14 protein-coding genes are annotated in these 14,459 nt (G+C 66.1%); 1 reads left to right on the top strand and 13 read right to left on the bottom strand.

Annotation, left to right across the window (positions count from 1 at the left end):
• Positions 1-9: 9 nt before the first annotated feature.
• The 6 genes from JWN03_RS12635 to JWN03_RS12610 all read right to left on the bottom strand — a co-directional run bounded on the left by JWN03_RS12635 (position 10) and on the right by JWN03_RS12610 (position 5,356).
• Entirely contained in the window at positions 10-735 is a 726-nt protein-coding gene (locus tag JWN03_RS12635; RefSeq protein ID WP_297613947.1) for a PaaI family thioesterase, read from the bottom strand.
• A gap of 138 nt (positions 736-873) precedes the next feature.
• Entirely contained in the window at positions 874-1,641 is a 768-nt protein-coding gene (locus tag JWN03_RS12630; RefSeq protein WP_297613945.1) for an SDR family NAD(P)-dependent oxidoreductase, read from the bottom strand.
• A gap of 61 nt (positions 1,642-1,702) precedes the next feature.
• Positions 1,703-2,371 carry a DUF305 domain-containing protein gene (locus JWN03_RS12625; protein ID WP_297613943.1) on the bottom strand — a complete coding sequence of 223 codons (669 nt, stop codon included), beginning with the start codon at positions 2,369-2,371 and terminating at the stop codon, positions 1,703-1,705.
• Positions 2,368-3,945 (bottom strand): LVIVD repeat-containing protein, encoded by a 1,578-nt coding sequence (locus tag JWN03_RS12620; protein ID WP_297613941.1) that lies wholly within the window; start codon positions 3,943-3,945, stop codon positions 2,368-2,370. The genes JWN03_RS12625 and JWN03_RS12620 overlap by 4 nt, the downstream gene beginning before the upstream one ends.
• A 166-nt stretch (positions 3,946-4,111) precedes the next feature.
• Positions 4,112-4,885: an SDR family oxidoreductase gene (locus JWN03_RS12615; protein WP_297613939.1), complete on the bottom strand. Its 774-nt coding sequence runs from the start codon at positions 4,883-4,885 to the stop codon at positions 4,112-4,114.
• A gap of 81 nt (positions 4,886-4,966) precedes the next feature.
• A complete protein-coding gene (locus JWN03_RS12610; RefSeq protein ID WP_297613937.1) occupies positions 4,967-5,356 on the bottom strand; it encodes a hypothetical protein in 390 nt (129 codons plus the stop codon).
• 509 nt (positions 5,357-5,865) lie between these two features.
• On the opposite strand from JWN03_RS12610, the gene JWN03_RS12605 reads away from it, so the two are divergent.
• Positions 5,866-6,390, top strand: coding sequence for a hypothetical protein (locus tag JWN03_RS12605; protein ID WP_297613935.1), 525 nt, complete (start codon positions 5,866-5,868; stop codon positions 6,388-6,390).
• On the opposite strand, the gene JWN03_RS12600 is transcribed toward JWN03_RS12605, so the two are convergent.
• The 7 genes from JWN03_RS12600 to JWN03_RS12570 form a co-directional block, all read right to left on the bottom strand.
• Complete coding sequence (locus JWN03_RS12600) at positions 6,373-7,254, bottom strand: 3-methyladenine DNA glycosylase (protein ID WP_441342976.1); 882 nt, start codon at positions 7,252-7,254, stop codon at positions 6,373-6,375. The two genes, JWN03_RS12605 and JWN03_RS12600, sit on opposite strands and share 18 nt — an antisense overlap.
• Before the next feature lie 10 nt (positions 7,255-7,264).
• A complete protein-coding gene (locus JWN03_RS12595) occupies positions 7,265-8,329 on the bottom strand; it encodes a hemolysin family protein (protein ID WP_297613933.1) in 1,065 nt (354 codons plus the stop codon).
• Positions 8,322-9,698, bottom strand: coding sequence for a hemolysin family protein (locus tag JWN03_RS12590; RefSeq protein WP_297613984.1), 1,377 nt, complete (start codon positions 9,696-9,698; stop codon positions 8,322-8,324). Before JWN03_RS12590 ends, JWN03_RS12595 begins: the two co-directional genes overlap by 8 nt.
• 306 nt (positions 9,699-10,004) lie before the next feature.
• Entirely contained in the window at positions 10,005-11,441 is a 1,437-nt protein-coding gene (locus JWN03_RS12585) for a GuaB1 family IMP dehydrogenase-related protein (RefSeq protein ID WP_297613931.1), read from the bottom strand.
• A 199-nt stretch (positions 11,442-11,640) separates the two neighbouring features.
• A complete protein-coding gene (locus JWN03_RS12580) occupies positions 11,641-12,024 on the bottom strand; it encodes a hypothetical protein (RefSeq protein ID WP_297613929.1) in 384 nt (127 codons plus the stop codon).
• Between the two features lie 228 nt (positions 12,025-12,252).
• Positions 12,253-12,873 (bottom strand): hypothetical protein, encoded by a 621-nt coding sequence (locus JWN03_RS12575; RefSeq protein ID WP_441342975.1) that lies wholly within the window; start codon positions 12,871-12,873, stop codon positions 12,253-12,255.
• Positions 12,874-12,967: 94 nt separating this feature from the next.
• The gene (locus JWN03_RS12570; protein ID WP_297613982.1) at positions 12,968-14,371 is read right to left on the bottom strand and encodes a DEAD/DEAH box helicase; all 1,404 of its coding nucleotides are present in this window, start codon (positions 14,369-14,371) and stop codon (positions 12,968-12,970) included.
• Positions 14,372-14,459 lie beyond the last annotated feature (88 nt).

Raw genomic sequence — 14,459 nt, 5'->3', positions numbered from 1 at the left:
CGCAACCGATCAGGACTGCCGGGGCTCGATCCACAGGGCCTCGGCAAGTGCGCACAGGTCGCCATCAACGGTCGAAAGGGCCACGCCGACAGTGTGTTTGCGGCCGTCGCGATCGATCGGCCAAGCGTGGGAGATGTATTCGGAGCCGGCGTAGATCGGGCGGAGCTGGGTGGCGGTGAGGGCCGCGGTGAGTGCGCCGCGGTCCATATCGGAGTAGATCCAGGCGGCAATACCGCCGGGACAGTCGAGTGCGGACCACACCGTCTCGGGCAGAAGCTCACCGTTCTCATCCGCCAACCCCGCATCAGGGGTCCACGCCGCAGCCATGACGCGCCGCTCCGGGACGCCCCACGCGAACAGGCGCAAGCCGCGCCCGGGCGGGCAAGCCACACCGCACCCATAACAGTCGGTGACCCACCGATCCGGAGCGGAAAGCGCCCGGGCCGTAGCGGCTCTCGCCTCGGACAGTGAAGGCGCCGGAACAGCATCGATACTCAACACCGACGGCGAGGCTTCGACCAGTAGCGTCCCATCGGGAGCAAGAAGGCTGGCCCGTTCGTCCTCGGCGGTCAGCACCACCGGCGTCGACACCGAAACGGCCCGCCGAAAGTCGACCCGAAGCGTGTCCGCGGTCGCCCGCGCGGCCAGCATCCCGGCCACATACCCACCGAATGCCAGGTCCGGATACCCGTGAATGTGTCCAGGGATGGTCAGCGTATCGAGAGAAATCGTCATACTGCAGCAGCCTCCCGCATCGCGACCTTGATCAACCCTCTCGACGATAACGCCGCTCATGCCCGCCGAGCACGCGAGTTTCCCCCGAGTGAGAAGTTCCACAGCGCCGGCCGATGCGGCCCCGGCGCACGGTTGCGATCAGCCGACGTTGGCGCTGCCACCGTGGATGTTCATCTTTTGGCCGGTGATGTATTCGGCTTGCGGGGAGACCAGGAAGCGGACCATGTTCGCGATGTCTTGGGGGCGGCAGACTCGGCCGAAGGGCGAGTTCTGGTCGAGTTTGCGGATATCGGTGATGCCGGTGACAGCCTTCACCAGACGCCTGCCCATATCGGTGTCGACCAGGCCGGGTGCCACGACATTGACGCGAATGCCATTGTCGCGCTCCTCTTTCGCGAGGGTGAACGCGAGGGCCTCCAGGGCGGCCTTGGCCATGGTGTACGGCGCTCCACCCGGTGCGAAGCCCATGGATGCGACACTGGAGATCATGATGATGTCGCCGCGCGGGCGGGAACGCATGGAGGGCAGGACCAGCCGGGAGACGTGGTGTGCGCCCAGCGCGTGGGTGGCCATGACGCGCAGCAGTTCATCGGGATTGGTGTCGGCGACAAAGCGACCGCGGCTGGCAATGCCGGCATTGTTGACGAGGATGTCGATATGGCCGAACTCGTCGATGATGTGGTCCACCATGCGCTCGTCGTCCTCGACCGAATCCACGCTGGCCTGTACCGCGATCGCGCGGCGGCCCAGTTTCTCGATCGCCGCCACGGTTTCGGCGGCGGCCTCCGCATCGGAGCGGTAGTTCACCGCGACATCCGCGCCGTCCTCCGCCAGTGCCAGCGCGATTGCGCGCCCGATCCCACGACCGCTACCGGTGACCAGCGCGACGCGTCCCTCTGAACTCATTCCGCCGACGATACCCATGGCGCACACTTTCTTTCGAGGAGACGTCCGGCCACTCAGCCGTTCACGCGAGCGGCTGGGCGCCGCGCTGGGCCAGCAGGAGGGTCATGATGCCTGCTTCCTGGGACTGCGCGGTGATCATGGAGCGGGCGGTCTCCTTGACCGGACCGGAAGTCACCTGCTTATCGGCGGCCCGGGCCATAGCAACGCCGCCGCGGTGGTGACGCAGCATCAGTTGCAGGAAAAGGGTTTCGGCGGCACTCCCACGAGCGGCGGAGAGGGCGTCGAGTTCGGCCAGGGTTGCCATTCCGGGCATGGCGGCGCCCGCCGCCGGTGCGGTTGTCGTGGGCATACTCATGGCCGAATGGTCGGTGCCGCCGGACATTCCGGTGCTGCGCATCCAGGACATCGGGTGCGGATCGGTGGGGGAGGCGTTGGCCAGGCGCAGCCAGCCGAGCATGGTGCCGATCTCGATGCGCTGGGTATCGGAGATCTGCTGTGCCAGTTGACGAATGGTCGGATCGGCGGCGGGGTCCAGGCGCTGCACGATGATCAGCGCCTGTTCATGGTGCGCCATCATGTCCTGGGTGAAACCGATCTCGGTCGGGTTCAACACCGGTGGCGCGGACTGGCTATCGGGAATGATGAACGGCCGCAGCAGCATTCCGCTGAGGCACAGCAGGACGGCGAGCGCGGCCAGACCGGCCGCGCGCACCCAGCGATTGCCTGTCACGAACCCACCACGGAGCGTTGGTCATCGGGCGGGGTGTACACGTCGTTGCCGAGCTGCAGCACCATGAAACCGTTGTCATTGCAGCTGGTCCAGAGCTGGCTGCCGTGCCACTCCGGCGGGGCGAAGCACCAGTCGGTGGACAGGTCACCGAAGGCGATCTGGCCGGTGCGGGACGAAAGTGCCTGGGTGGGATCGAATTTGCCCTCCAGCATGGCGCGCGCCGCGGACGGGAACTCCATGACCGGGACACCGATGATCGAGGCCAGCGCGTGCGGGGAGTTCCACAATTCGAGATTGCGGCCCTTGCGAGCGGGCGGGTTGTAGTACGCGATCTCCTTGACGTGGAACGGATCTCGTACATCGAAGACGCGAATGCCCGACTCTTCCCAGCCACAGGCCAGGGCCGTCGGATTGTCCGGACGGTCCGCCGCGCAGTAGTGCGCATCGTAGGAGAAGACCGAGCCGCCCATGGCCGAGGCCATGGCCGAATCCTGGTTCTCGGGAAGGTTGATCTGCAGCTTGATCTTCGCTGCCACCTTGGGATTGGTGTCATCGGAGATATCGATGAGCTTCACGCCGCCGGCGCCGCCCTCGTCCACGGTGAACAGGTACGGCTGGCCGTCGTAGGTGACCGGAATGCTGTGCTGAGTCGCCCAGCCATCCGTCCAGAACACCCGGCCGAGGTGATTGACCTGCGGATTCGGATCACGCCGCTGTACCGCGCTGATATCGAGGGTGGTGAAACCGCCCAGCGCCGAGAGGTACATGCGATTGCCGTCGGGGCTGATGCCGAAGCCGTGCGCTTCGATTCCGGTGAGGCCCTGCCAGATCACGTGCGGATTGACGGGATCGGTGAGATCGACCGCGCTCACGAAGCCGGGGGCGATACCGGAGGCCCAGTAGGTGTTGCCGTCCGGCGAAAAGCCGCCCTCGTGCGTCGTAATCGGCAGGGGCATCAGCAGATTCGTGCCCGTGCCGGAGTTCAGCAACCGGGGGTGCGCGCAATCGGAGATGTCGTAGACCGACAGATAGCCCGCGCCCTCACCGACGGGAACACCGGTGCCCACCAAGAGCTTTCGTACCGGATTGACCTTGAGCGACTCCCAGGTGCCCGCCAGCATGGCCGGTTCCGCGAGATTCTGGGTGAGCACCGGATTCGCCGGATCGGAGACATCGAGCACCTGCACGCCCTGTGCGGGCCCGAGGATATTGCCCGGGAACAGCGATCCGGTGTATGAGCAGTGGTCATAGGTGGCCGAGGTGATTCCCGCGCCGCGACCGACGTACCCGCCCACCAGCGACATATTGCAGCGGTATCCCAGCGTGCTGCGCCCGCTGTTGCGGTCGTCGGCCGGTACATCGCCCTGCATGCCGGTCTCCGGCAGGGAGTCCGGGCCGCAGTCCGCCCGTGATACCGATGTCCGCCCCACATCGAAGAACTGCTGCACCGCATTCTGGATATCCGATTGCAGATCCGCCTGCGCGCCGGTCACCGGGAGCATGGCTCCGCACATGAACACGGCCGTCAGCAGGATCGCCGGTTTGAACCGCCGTACTTCCGAGAACCGCCACATTGCGGTGCCCCCCGTTCCCTCAGAGCAGTTACGCCGATGACCAGCGGCACCGTCGGGTTGCCCGGTGTGGTCTCGGTTACATCTCGGAACCGTAGCTCATGAACTGACCGCTCGGTAGGGTTCGTCCGGGGAAATCAAGGTCACCTACTCGAATTGGCGGATTCTGTTAAACGCCCGGCGAATAGGCGTCCGCCGGCGCCGACCCGACATAGTCGGCCCAGGTCCGCACGCCCACGGCCTGATCAGGGCAGGTGTTGTACCCCGCCCGGAAGCCACGCGCGATCCGGCCCGGTAGCGGCAGCTGGAAAACCCGGCGGGGGCGCGGGCTGAGCGTGTGCCACGTGTCGACCAGCTGCCGGAGCGTCAGCACCTCCGGCCCGCCGAAATCGGGTGCGAGTCCTGTCGGCGGCCCGGCGATGAGTTCGGCCGCGCGCCCCGCCACCTCCGCGGCGGCCACGGGCTGGAACTGAAAGTTCAACGGCAGCGGTGTAATCGGCAACGGCTCGACGGTACGCAGTATGGAGCCGAGCAATTCGTGGAACTGCGTGGCCCGCAGAATGGTATGCGGCACTCCGCTTCCGATGATCCGCTGCTCGCACGCGAGTTTATTGCGGTAGTAGCGGAACGGAAGGCGATCGATCCCCACAATCGACACATACAGCAGATGACCGATCCGGGCCTGGGTGGCAGCCCGAATCACGGTGTCGGTCTGTGTCACATCGGCCCGGCCCATCTTGCGAGATTCCGAGGCGGCATGCACGATCCCGTCCACTCCGGCAACGGCCTCGGCCAGTCCCGCACCGGTCGCCAAATCGCCCACATGCGTCCCCGCACCCGCCCGCCGCGACAGCACGCGCACATCGTGCCCCTGCTCACGCAGCCGTTCGACGACAATCCGGCCCAGCACCCCGGTCCCGCCGGTCACGAGAAAAGTCCCCATAATCAACACCTACTCGCGGCCGTGTACCCGCACAAGAGCCGCCGGCGGCGTGGCGCAATGTCACATCCGTGCGCGTCCGGCTCAGTATTCGGTCTGCTCCAATGCGTATTTGCGGAGCCGCCCCTTGATCACCGCTATCAGGGCGAGGACGAAGCCGGCGCCGATACTCGTCACCACGAACGATATGAGGAAGCTTTCGACCCAGATCGAGGTGGGACCACCGTATTTCGCGTTGGGAGATTTCCAGATACTCGAACCGGCGCTGTGGACGATCACGCCACCGAGCGATAGGGCGATCAACCAGTTGATGAAGACGAACAGTCTCACGGTGAAGAAAACGATCCGCTGGTTGGGCGTCAGCACGTACCTGTCGTGTGTCCAGTCGTGTGAATGGTCCTCCGCCTCTTCGTGCGGCTCCGGCTCGTACTGTTCCCTGGGTGCTGTTCGGGTGGGATATGGGTGACGTGCCACGAAATACTCTCTCTCACTACAGATCCCCCCGCGGAGACGTCTCTCTCATCTCCGATGCTGTGTGCGATCGGGCCGGTATGTGAACTGTCGACCCGATCGCCGGCGAGGAATCCGGGAATCCTATCCAGTGCCATGGCTTTATGCGTGAAATCGCACAGAGCGTACTGCTGCCAGCGTCCTGTGGCATCGCTCCCGCTCGCCCGCCGCGCATGATTTGGCTTGCCGCGCCACGAATGTGTGGCGAATTCGTGCGCGGCACACCATGATTTGCGCGACGAAATGTGTGCCTGCGAAATCCGCCGTGACACGCCGGGCACCGGCACTGGTCCCCGTAACCGCGCGCCCGCACGCCCTCGACTGGATACGACACAGTGCGCCTCCGCGCCGGACAGCATCTCTTCGGGCTGTGTGATCCCGACACGGTGTGCGGGCCGAGGCGGTGTTCAGCACCTGCTCGTGCTGCTGCACGGGCGGTGGGAGGGGGCAGTGGAGCTGGCATGCTCGGAGGCATGCCACGTCGCATCAAGGGAGATCCGCTGGTTCCGCCCTGGCCGGGTAGTGCTGATGAGCAGGCGTCACTGCGGGCTCGCGCGGAACGGGAACGGGAGGTTCGGGAACTGGTGGACGTGGCGCTCGCGTGCGCGGATTTCCAGGCCGCGCACGATGCGGGGTTCGACCCGGTCGCGGTGCGGCGGCTGGCCGAGAGAAATGCCGAATTCGCCGGTGATCTGGGTGATCTCGCGGATCTGCTCAATAGGGAGTCGCTGCGCCCGGATCCGGGTCGGGAGTGGACCTGGAGTCTTGTCGCAGACTGCCTCCGCGCACTGTGGGCCTCCGAACGTGCGGCGAGCTGGCCGCGCAGACTCGGACGCTATCCCGGCGACCCTATGGGGAATCGCAGAATCGACTGCTGGCTGTACTGGAGCTGGAGCGCTTCACCGCCGTCGGGCATGCTCAACGTTTCGATCCCCTGTAGTGAACTTCCTCCCAGGGACAGGGTGCCACCGCGCGGTGATTTACGCCACGTCGATTAACGCGCGGCAGGTATTCAGCAATCGTTGCCGGAGTGTCTCGCCTCGGGCGGCGATGTCAATCTGCCGTCGGACGTATTCGGCACGGCCGGAAGGTGTTTCGATCCGAATCGGCTCGTATCCGTACTCGGACAGGTCGTAGGGGCTGGCCTTCATGTCGAGTTCGCGTGCAGCACAAGCCAGTTCGAAGCAGTCGAACAGCAGGTCGGATGCGATGAGGGGCGTGAGTTTGAATCCCCACTTGTACAGATCCATATTGGCGTGCAGGCAGCCGGGTTGTTCGCGGTGTTCCTGGTTCTCGCGGGTGAGGGGCTCGATATTGAGGGGCACGGCTTCGGGAGTGAAGAAGCGGTAGGCGTCGAAGTGGGTGCAGCGCAATTGCATTGATTCGACGACCGCATCGGTGCCGGCGTGGCCGAGGCGGAGCGGGACCTGTTGGTGGCGGACGTCGTCGGTGCGGTAGACCATGGCCCACTCGTGCAGCCCGAAGCAGGAGAGCTGGGCTGGGCGGGTCGCCGTGGCCGAGAGCAGGCGGGCGACGAATTCGATGGTGTCGCGGCGCTTCTGGAGGAATTCCGGGTCTGCCGTCCATACGACCGCGTCGGGGGAACTGCCCGGAACCCGGTGGTAGCCACGGGCTTCCGAATAATCGACACCGTCGGCGAGCGCCACCCCGAAGCCGGGATGCCAGCGTCTGAGCTGTGCGGGCTTATTGCCGTAATAGGTGAACAGGAAGTCGATGACCGGGTGTTTCGACCCGACGGCCCGTTGCTGGAGATACGGGCCCACAAGCGCGTCCACTCGCTCACGGTGTGCGGCTGCTCGCGCCCGCCAGTCGGCGGGCGCGAGCACTGGGAGATCTAGCAGCACGTTCAGATCACTCCGCGACACGGTGGGTGCCGTCGCGGACGGTGCCGACGAACTCCTCCACCAGATCTTCCAGGGCGACAATGCCGACGGTATTGCCGCGACTGTCCACCACCCGTCCCAAATGGGAGTTGGTGCGGCGCAACCGGGCCAGGGCCTCGAAGAGGGTGGCGCCGGTACTGACCGTGGGCAGCGGGCGGATATCGGTGCGGGGGATAGGCGTGGACGGACCCGCCTCGTCATCGGCCACCAGATCGAGCACATCCTTGACGTGCAGGTAGCCGACCAGGGAACCGTCCCCGGCCCGCACCGGATAACGGGAGAAACCCGTTTCGGCGACAGCGTTCTCGATATCGCCGAGAGTGGTGCCGTCACCGCGCAGCGGCACCGAGCGGGTCTTCGCCAGCGCCACCATCACATCGGCGACAATGCTGTCGCTGGAGCCCAGCGCCTGGGTGAGGCGGCGGTGCTCCTCCTCGTCCAGCAGTCCCTCCGAACGGGATTCGCCGAACATCTCGGCGAGCTCCACCGACGAAACAGTGGAATCCAGCTCATCCTTGGGTTCGATGCGCAGTGCCCGCAGCGACAGGTTCGCCGCCAGATTGTAGAGCGAGATGAGCGGTTTGGCCAGGCGCAGCCACACCAGATGCATCGGAACCAGCAGCAGCGCACAGCGTTCCGGCCCGGCCAGCGCGATATTCTTCGGGATCATCTCACCGAGCAGGATGTGCAGGATGACCACGATGGTCAGCGCCAGCGCGAACGAAATCGGATGCAGCAGTTGATCGGGCACCCCGACCAGATCGAACGGGCCCTGCAGCAGATGCGCCACGGCGGGCTCACCGACCCGGCCCAGCAGGATCGAGCAGATGGTGATGCCCAACTGCGCCGCCGCCAGCATCATGGACAGGTTCTGCGCCGCCTCGATGACCGTATCGGCGCTGCGCTTGCCCTGTGCCGCAAGGGCTTCCAGCCGATCGCGGCGGGCGGAGATCAATGCGAACTCCGCGCCGACGAAGAACGCATTGCTCAGCAGCAGCACCAGGGTGAGCAGGACTGCGGTGATATCACCCATGGTTCTGCTCCCACTCCGCGAGGCCTTCGGCGTCGACGGGGCGCAGCAGCACCCGGTCGATGCGACGGCCGTCCATGCGTTCCACCTTGGCGATCCAGCCGCCGCTCGTATGCGGTTCCAGCGTGTGCTGATTGCCGGGTTGCGGCAGCAGCACCTCGTCTCCGGTGACGGGGATGCGGCCGAGGCGGGTCAGCACCAGGCCGCCGAGAGTTTCGTATTCGCCTTCGGGCGCGTCGTATCCGGTGGTGCGGGAGACCTCGTCCACGCGCAGCAGACCGGAGCAGTCCCAGTCGTTGCCGGCGCGGCGCACATCGAGTTCTTCCTCATCGTGCTCATCGCGGACGTCACCGAGAATCTCCTCGATGATGTCCTCCATGGTGACAATGCCCGCGGTGCCGCCGTATTCGTCGACCACGAGCGCCACCTGCATACCGTCGGCGCGCACCCGCTCCAGCACCTCGTCGCCGTCCAGGCTCGCGGGGACGATGGGCACCGGCTGGGCGATGTCCTTCAGCCTGATGACACGCCGGTCCTTGGCCAAGTGCATGAACGCCTGTTTGACGTGCACCACACCGAGGGTGTTATCGAGATCGCCGTCGATGACCGGGAAACGCGAAAAGCCGGTGCGGCTCGCGGTTTCGATGAGGTCGGCGATGGTGTCGTCCTGATCGAGGGATTCGATCTTCACCCGCGGGGTCATGAGCTCTTCCGCGCTGCGCTCACCGAACTGCAGCGAGCGATCCACCACCTGTGCGGTGCGCTGATCGAGCACGCCGTGCAGGGCGGAAGTGCGCACCAGCGAACCCAATTCCTGCGGTGAACGGGCCGAGCGCAGCTCTTCGGCCGGTTCGACGCCAAGTCGCCGCACGGCCCAGTTGGCGGTGCCGTTCAGGAAATTGATCATCCAGCGGAAGGCCGTCGAGAACCACATCATCGGTCCTGCGGTCCAGCGCGCGGTGGCCAGCGGTGAGGCGATGGCAATGTTCTTCGGCACCAGCTCGCCGTAGATCATCGAGAACGAGGTGGCGATGATCAGTGCCAGTGCCAGCGAAATGCCGTGCGAGGTACCGATATCCACGCCGAACGCGTTGAAGATCGGCTCCAGCAGCCGCGCCAGCACCGGTTCGGCGATATAACCGGTGATCAACGTGGTGATGGTGATGCCCAGTTGCGCCCCGGAAAGTTGGAACGAGAGCGTGCGGTGCGCCTGCCGCACCTGCCGGGCCCGGCGGTCACCCTCACGGGCGTGCGCCTCCACGGTGCTGCGTTCCAGGGCGGTGAGCGAGAATTCCGCGGCAACGAACAGTGCGGTGCCTGCGGTCAATGCGACAAAACCGAGCAGACTGAGAACGGTGAGCAGGGCCGACACGGTCAGCACCACCCGGCCGTCTGAAGATCTTGGGGTGAGATCACTGGGGCTGGGGCAACGATGGCGCCGGGTTTGTCACCCGGCTCGGTAGAGGAGCCCTCCTGAGTGGCGCCCTCGGACGCGGGTGACAACTGGTTCCTTTCGCATGGGGTGGGCCGTGAAACGGGTCGTCACGGTCCGGCGTCGATAATGCTACCGGCTGGTCGCGCGGGTTTCCGCGCGACCGCGCCGGACACAGGAAACCCGGCGGGTTCCACGAGGGTTCCCGCCGGGTCCGACTGTGCAGATCTACTGGTCGATGATCGCTTACCAGCCCGACGGCAGCGGGCGGCCCTCGGCGAAACCGGCCGCGGACTGCACGCCCAGCACGGCCTTGTCGTGGAATTCCCCGATGCTGCGCGCACCAGCGTAGGTGCAGGAACTGCGCACACCGGAGGTGATGTAGTCGATCAGGTCCTCGACACCGGGACGCTCCGAATCCAGGCGCATGCGTGAGGAGGAGATGCCCTCCTCGAACAGTGCCTTGCGGGCCCGGTCGAAGGCGGAGTCGGTGGCGGTACGCGCGGCGACGGCACGCTTGGAGGCCATACCGAAGCTTTCCTTGTAGCGGTTGCCGTCACGGTCGACACGCATATCGCCGGGCGACTCGTAGGTGCCGGCGAACCAGGAACCGATCATCACATTGGCGGCACCGGCCGCAAGCGCCAGCGCCACATCGCGCGGGTGGCGGACGCCGCCGTCGGCCCATACGTGCTTACCGAATTCCTTTGCGGCGGCAGCACATTCGGCCACCGCGGAGAACTGCGGCCGGCCCACGCCGGTCATCATGCGGGTGGTGCACATGGCGCCGGGGCCCACACCGACCTTGACGATGTCCGCGCCGGCCTCGATCAGATCGCGGGTGCCCGCGGCCGAAACCACATTGCCCGCGACCAGCGGCACACCCAGATCGAGCGCGGCCACCGAACGCAGCGCCTCCAGCATCTTCTGCTGATGGCCGTGCGCGGTATCCATGACCAGCACATCCGCGCCGGCATCGACGAGGGCCTTGGCCTTGGACGGGATATCACCATTGATGCCGACCGCGGCGGCAATGCGCAGCCGGCCATCGGCATCGACGGCCGGCTGGTAGATGCCCGCGCGAATGGTGCCGGTACGGGTCATGACGCCGGCGAGGGTGCCGTCGGCATTCACCAGCACGGCCAGGCCGGAACGGCTGCCCTCCAGGAGGCCGAAGACCTCACGCGGGGAGGCGTCGGCCGGGGCGCTGACAAAATTGGTGTCCGCGATGGTGCTCAGGCGAGCGAACCGGTCCACATCGCTGCACGCGGCCTCGGTGACCACACCTACCGGCTTGCCGCCCTCGACGATCACGACGGCGCCGTGCGCACGCTTGTGGATCAGCGCGAGCGCATCGGAGACCGAATGCTCCGGATCCAGCGTGACCGGAGTGTCCGCGGTGAGCGAACGACTCTTCACGAAGGCGATGGTGTCGGCGGCGGCCTGGATCGGAAGATCTTGCGGCAGCACCACGATGCCACCGCGGCGCGCCACCGTCTCGGCCATACGGCGGCCGGCGACAGCGGTCATATTCGCGACCACGAGGGGGATGGTGGTGCCGGTCCCGTCACTGCTGGACAGGTCGACATCGAATCGAGACGCCACATCCGTCCGGTTAGGGACGAGGAAGACGTCGTCGTAAGTCAGGTCGTAGGGCGGGTTCTGCCCGGGAAGAAACTGCACGTTCGTAGCCGCCTCATGGTTTGACGTGGGGTTTTCGTGTAATCCATGCTTCGGTGGCAGGTATATGGCACGAATCACCCGAAGGTTATCCGATGAGGTGGACGCCCTTCGTGCGTTTACCTGATGTCACGCATGCAGCGACCCAGTGTAGTCGGCCCGCTCCGGAACCGTCGGAGCGTGGGTTCCTTGCCGCTGCGGATCAGGCTCCGGCGGGAATGAACAAGGCCTCGAACGGCGGCGCGCCGACCGCCACGGTGGTGTGACCCGCGCCCTCGGTATCGGTGACGAACAACAGATCGCCCGGCCCGAATCTGCGCTCCTCACCGTTCGAGGTGGTCACCTGAAGCACCCCGCGTAGCAGCACCACCCACTGCCGGGCCGGCGCCGGATGCGGCGCACTGTCGAACCCCGCACTGCGCAGGAATGACACTCCGGCAGCCGACGGCATCCCGCCTACCGACATGGCGGGCACACCTACCGCGAGAGTCCTTTCAGCCAGCGAGATCTCGGCCTCGACGAAGTGGGAGCCGCCCTCGACGGTGCTGTCGATGCGGGTGTAGCGCAGAGTCTGCTCGTTATTCACGAGGACGACTGTGCGGGATTCGGCCAGCGGGTGCGATTCCCTGCAAGGAATCGCCAGTGACGTCGACCGGGCCGGCAGTGACGTCGACCTGGTGGGTGGAATCGCGCCGACTGGGTTGCCAGCTGATTGCTCCGCTGTATCGGCGGCAGCCGGCAATTGGCGTGTCGGTGTTGAAATCAGGTGTGTTGATGGCGATTCGTGCGGTGCCGGGCGCGTCGGGTAACCGGTTCAGAGTGAGCCGTTCTCGATGTCTCGCTTGAGGGCGGTCTGGTAGGTGCGGTGGGAGGAGGCGCCGTTGTCGGCGGTGAATTGGATCAGCGCGGCGTCGGCGAGGAAGGTGATGTGCTCGTTGACCGTGGTGGTGCCGTCGCCGTTGTCGGTGAAGGTGATCAGCTGGTGGGTGGTGACATTCGGGATGTCCCAGCTGTCCGAGGCGTAGTAGTGCTCCGCCGCGTGGATGCGCTGCTCGGCCTGGGTGTGGCCGGGGAAGGTGATCGGGCCCATCGGAATCTCGTCCAGCGCGGTGAAATCCGTGACCTGTACGCCGCCGTCATTACACGTGCGATGGGTGATCAGATCCCGCATGAACGGATGGCGGCCGAGATCGTTGTGGAAATCCGAATACACATCCCACACCTTCTGCAGTGGGGCGGTGATGGTGATCGGCAGGTCCACCACCACCGAGGAGCGGGAATCGGGCTGCCCCTGTTCGGCTTGATAGACCGCCCAGCTGGCCTGCCATTCCGCCTTGTACCCGTTGTTGAATTCGAGGCAGGACGGCGCGGTATCCGCGTGCGCCACAGGCAATCCCACCGTTGTGCATGCGACAGCCAGCGCACACCCCATCATGAACTTCACGCGGCGGACTTTACCCGCGAGTGAACGCACCGGCACCGTAACTACTGCGTCCCGGTAATTCGATGCGACAGTGCGGGTTCGGCGGTCAGCGGCCCTTACGGGTGGTGTTGGTCTTGCGCTTCTTGGAATGCTGACGACCGCCGGTGCGGGGGTCGATGCGGTGACGAGGCCGCTCGGGGGTCGAATCGGACGCGGCCGCAGCGGCTTTGGCGGTGGCGGCGACGGTGGACGGGTCGGCGAGGGGCCGGCCGGAGGGGCGGCGGGCGCCGGTGATTTCGGCAAGGCGGCGGTCTGCGGGGCGGACTTCCACATCGGTGACGGAAACGCCTGCGCGGCGGGCCAAGTCGGCCGCTTCCTGCCGGTCGTCGGGGCTGACGATGGTGACCACCGTGCCGGAGGCACCGGCGCGCGCGGTGCGGCCGGTGCGGTGCAGATAGTCCTTCGGATCGGCCGGGGGATCGACGTGCACGACCAGTGAAACGTCGTCCACGTGGATACCGCGGGCGGCGATATCGGTGGCGACCAGCACCGGCCAGGTGCCGTCCGCGAAGGCGGCGAGGGTGCGGGTGCGCTGGTTCTGGCCTTGACCGCCGTGTAGCGCGGCGGCCGGAATACCGACCTCGCGCAACTTACCGGCGAGCTTGTCCGCGCCGTGCTGGGTGCGCACGAAAAGCAGGGTGCGGCCCTTGCGGGCAGCGATTTCCGTGACGACCGGCCGCTTTTCGATACGCCGCACATGCAGGGCGTAGTGCGCGATATCGGGAAGATCGGTATCGGTCTCCGCGGCAGCGGAATTCGAGGATGCGGGGGCATTGGGCTGGGCGACGACCGCATGACTGACGGGGGAGCGGAGGTAGCGCTGCACCAGGGCATCGATGGCCTCGTCCAGCGTCGCCGAGAACAGCAGCTTCTGCGCCTCGCGGGGGATGCGATTGAGGACCGCCGTCAACTGCGGCAGGAAGCCCAGGTCCGCCATATGGTCGGCCTCATCGACGGTGACGATCTGTACATCTGAAAGATTCACGGCGCGACGGCCGATCAGATCGGTCAGGCGCCCGGGCGTGGCGATGAGCAGATCGACGCCGCGGCCCAGCTTCTCGCCCTGCGTCTTGATGGCCAGACCACCCACGGCCGAGGCGAGTCGCAGCCCGAGCGACAGTGACGGTTCATCGAGCGCGGTCTCGATCTGCAGGGCCAGCTCGCGCGTGGGCACCAGGATCAGCCCGCGCGGCCGGCGCGGTGCGGTGGGCGCACCCGAGAGCCGGACCAGCATGGGCAGGCCGAAGGCGAGGGTCTTGCCCGAACCCGTTGCGGCTCGGCCCAATACATCGTGACCGGCCAGAATGTCCGGAATAACGGCAGCCTGAATGGGGAACGGGGTGTCGATGCCATTGCGCCGCAACGCTTGCACCAGCAGCGGCGGCAACCCTAGATCGGCAAAGCGCCGTGCGCCCGCCGCCGAGGAGGCGAAGCGCGGGGCCGCGACCATCGGCGCTTCCGCCGCGGATGCGCCGGAGTTCGGTGCTGCTACCGAAGATTCAGTGATGTCCGGCGTCTCGGGCGCCGATTCGGGAGTG

It is taken from the genome of Nocardia sp. (assembly GCF_025465275.1).
Taxonomy (GTDB): domain Bacteria; phylum Actinomycetota; class Actinomycetes; order Mycobacteriales; family Mycobacteriaceae; genus Nocardia.
The sequence above is the reverse complement of the archived record's forward strand: the minus strand, read 5'-3'. Positions and strand labels throughout refer to the sequence as shown.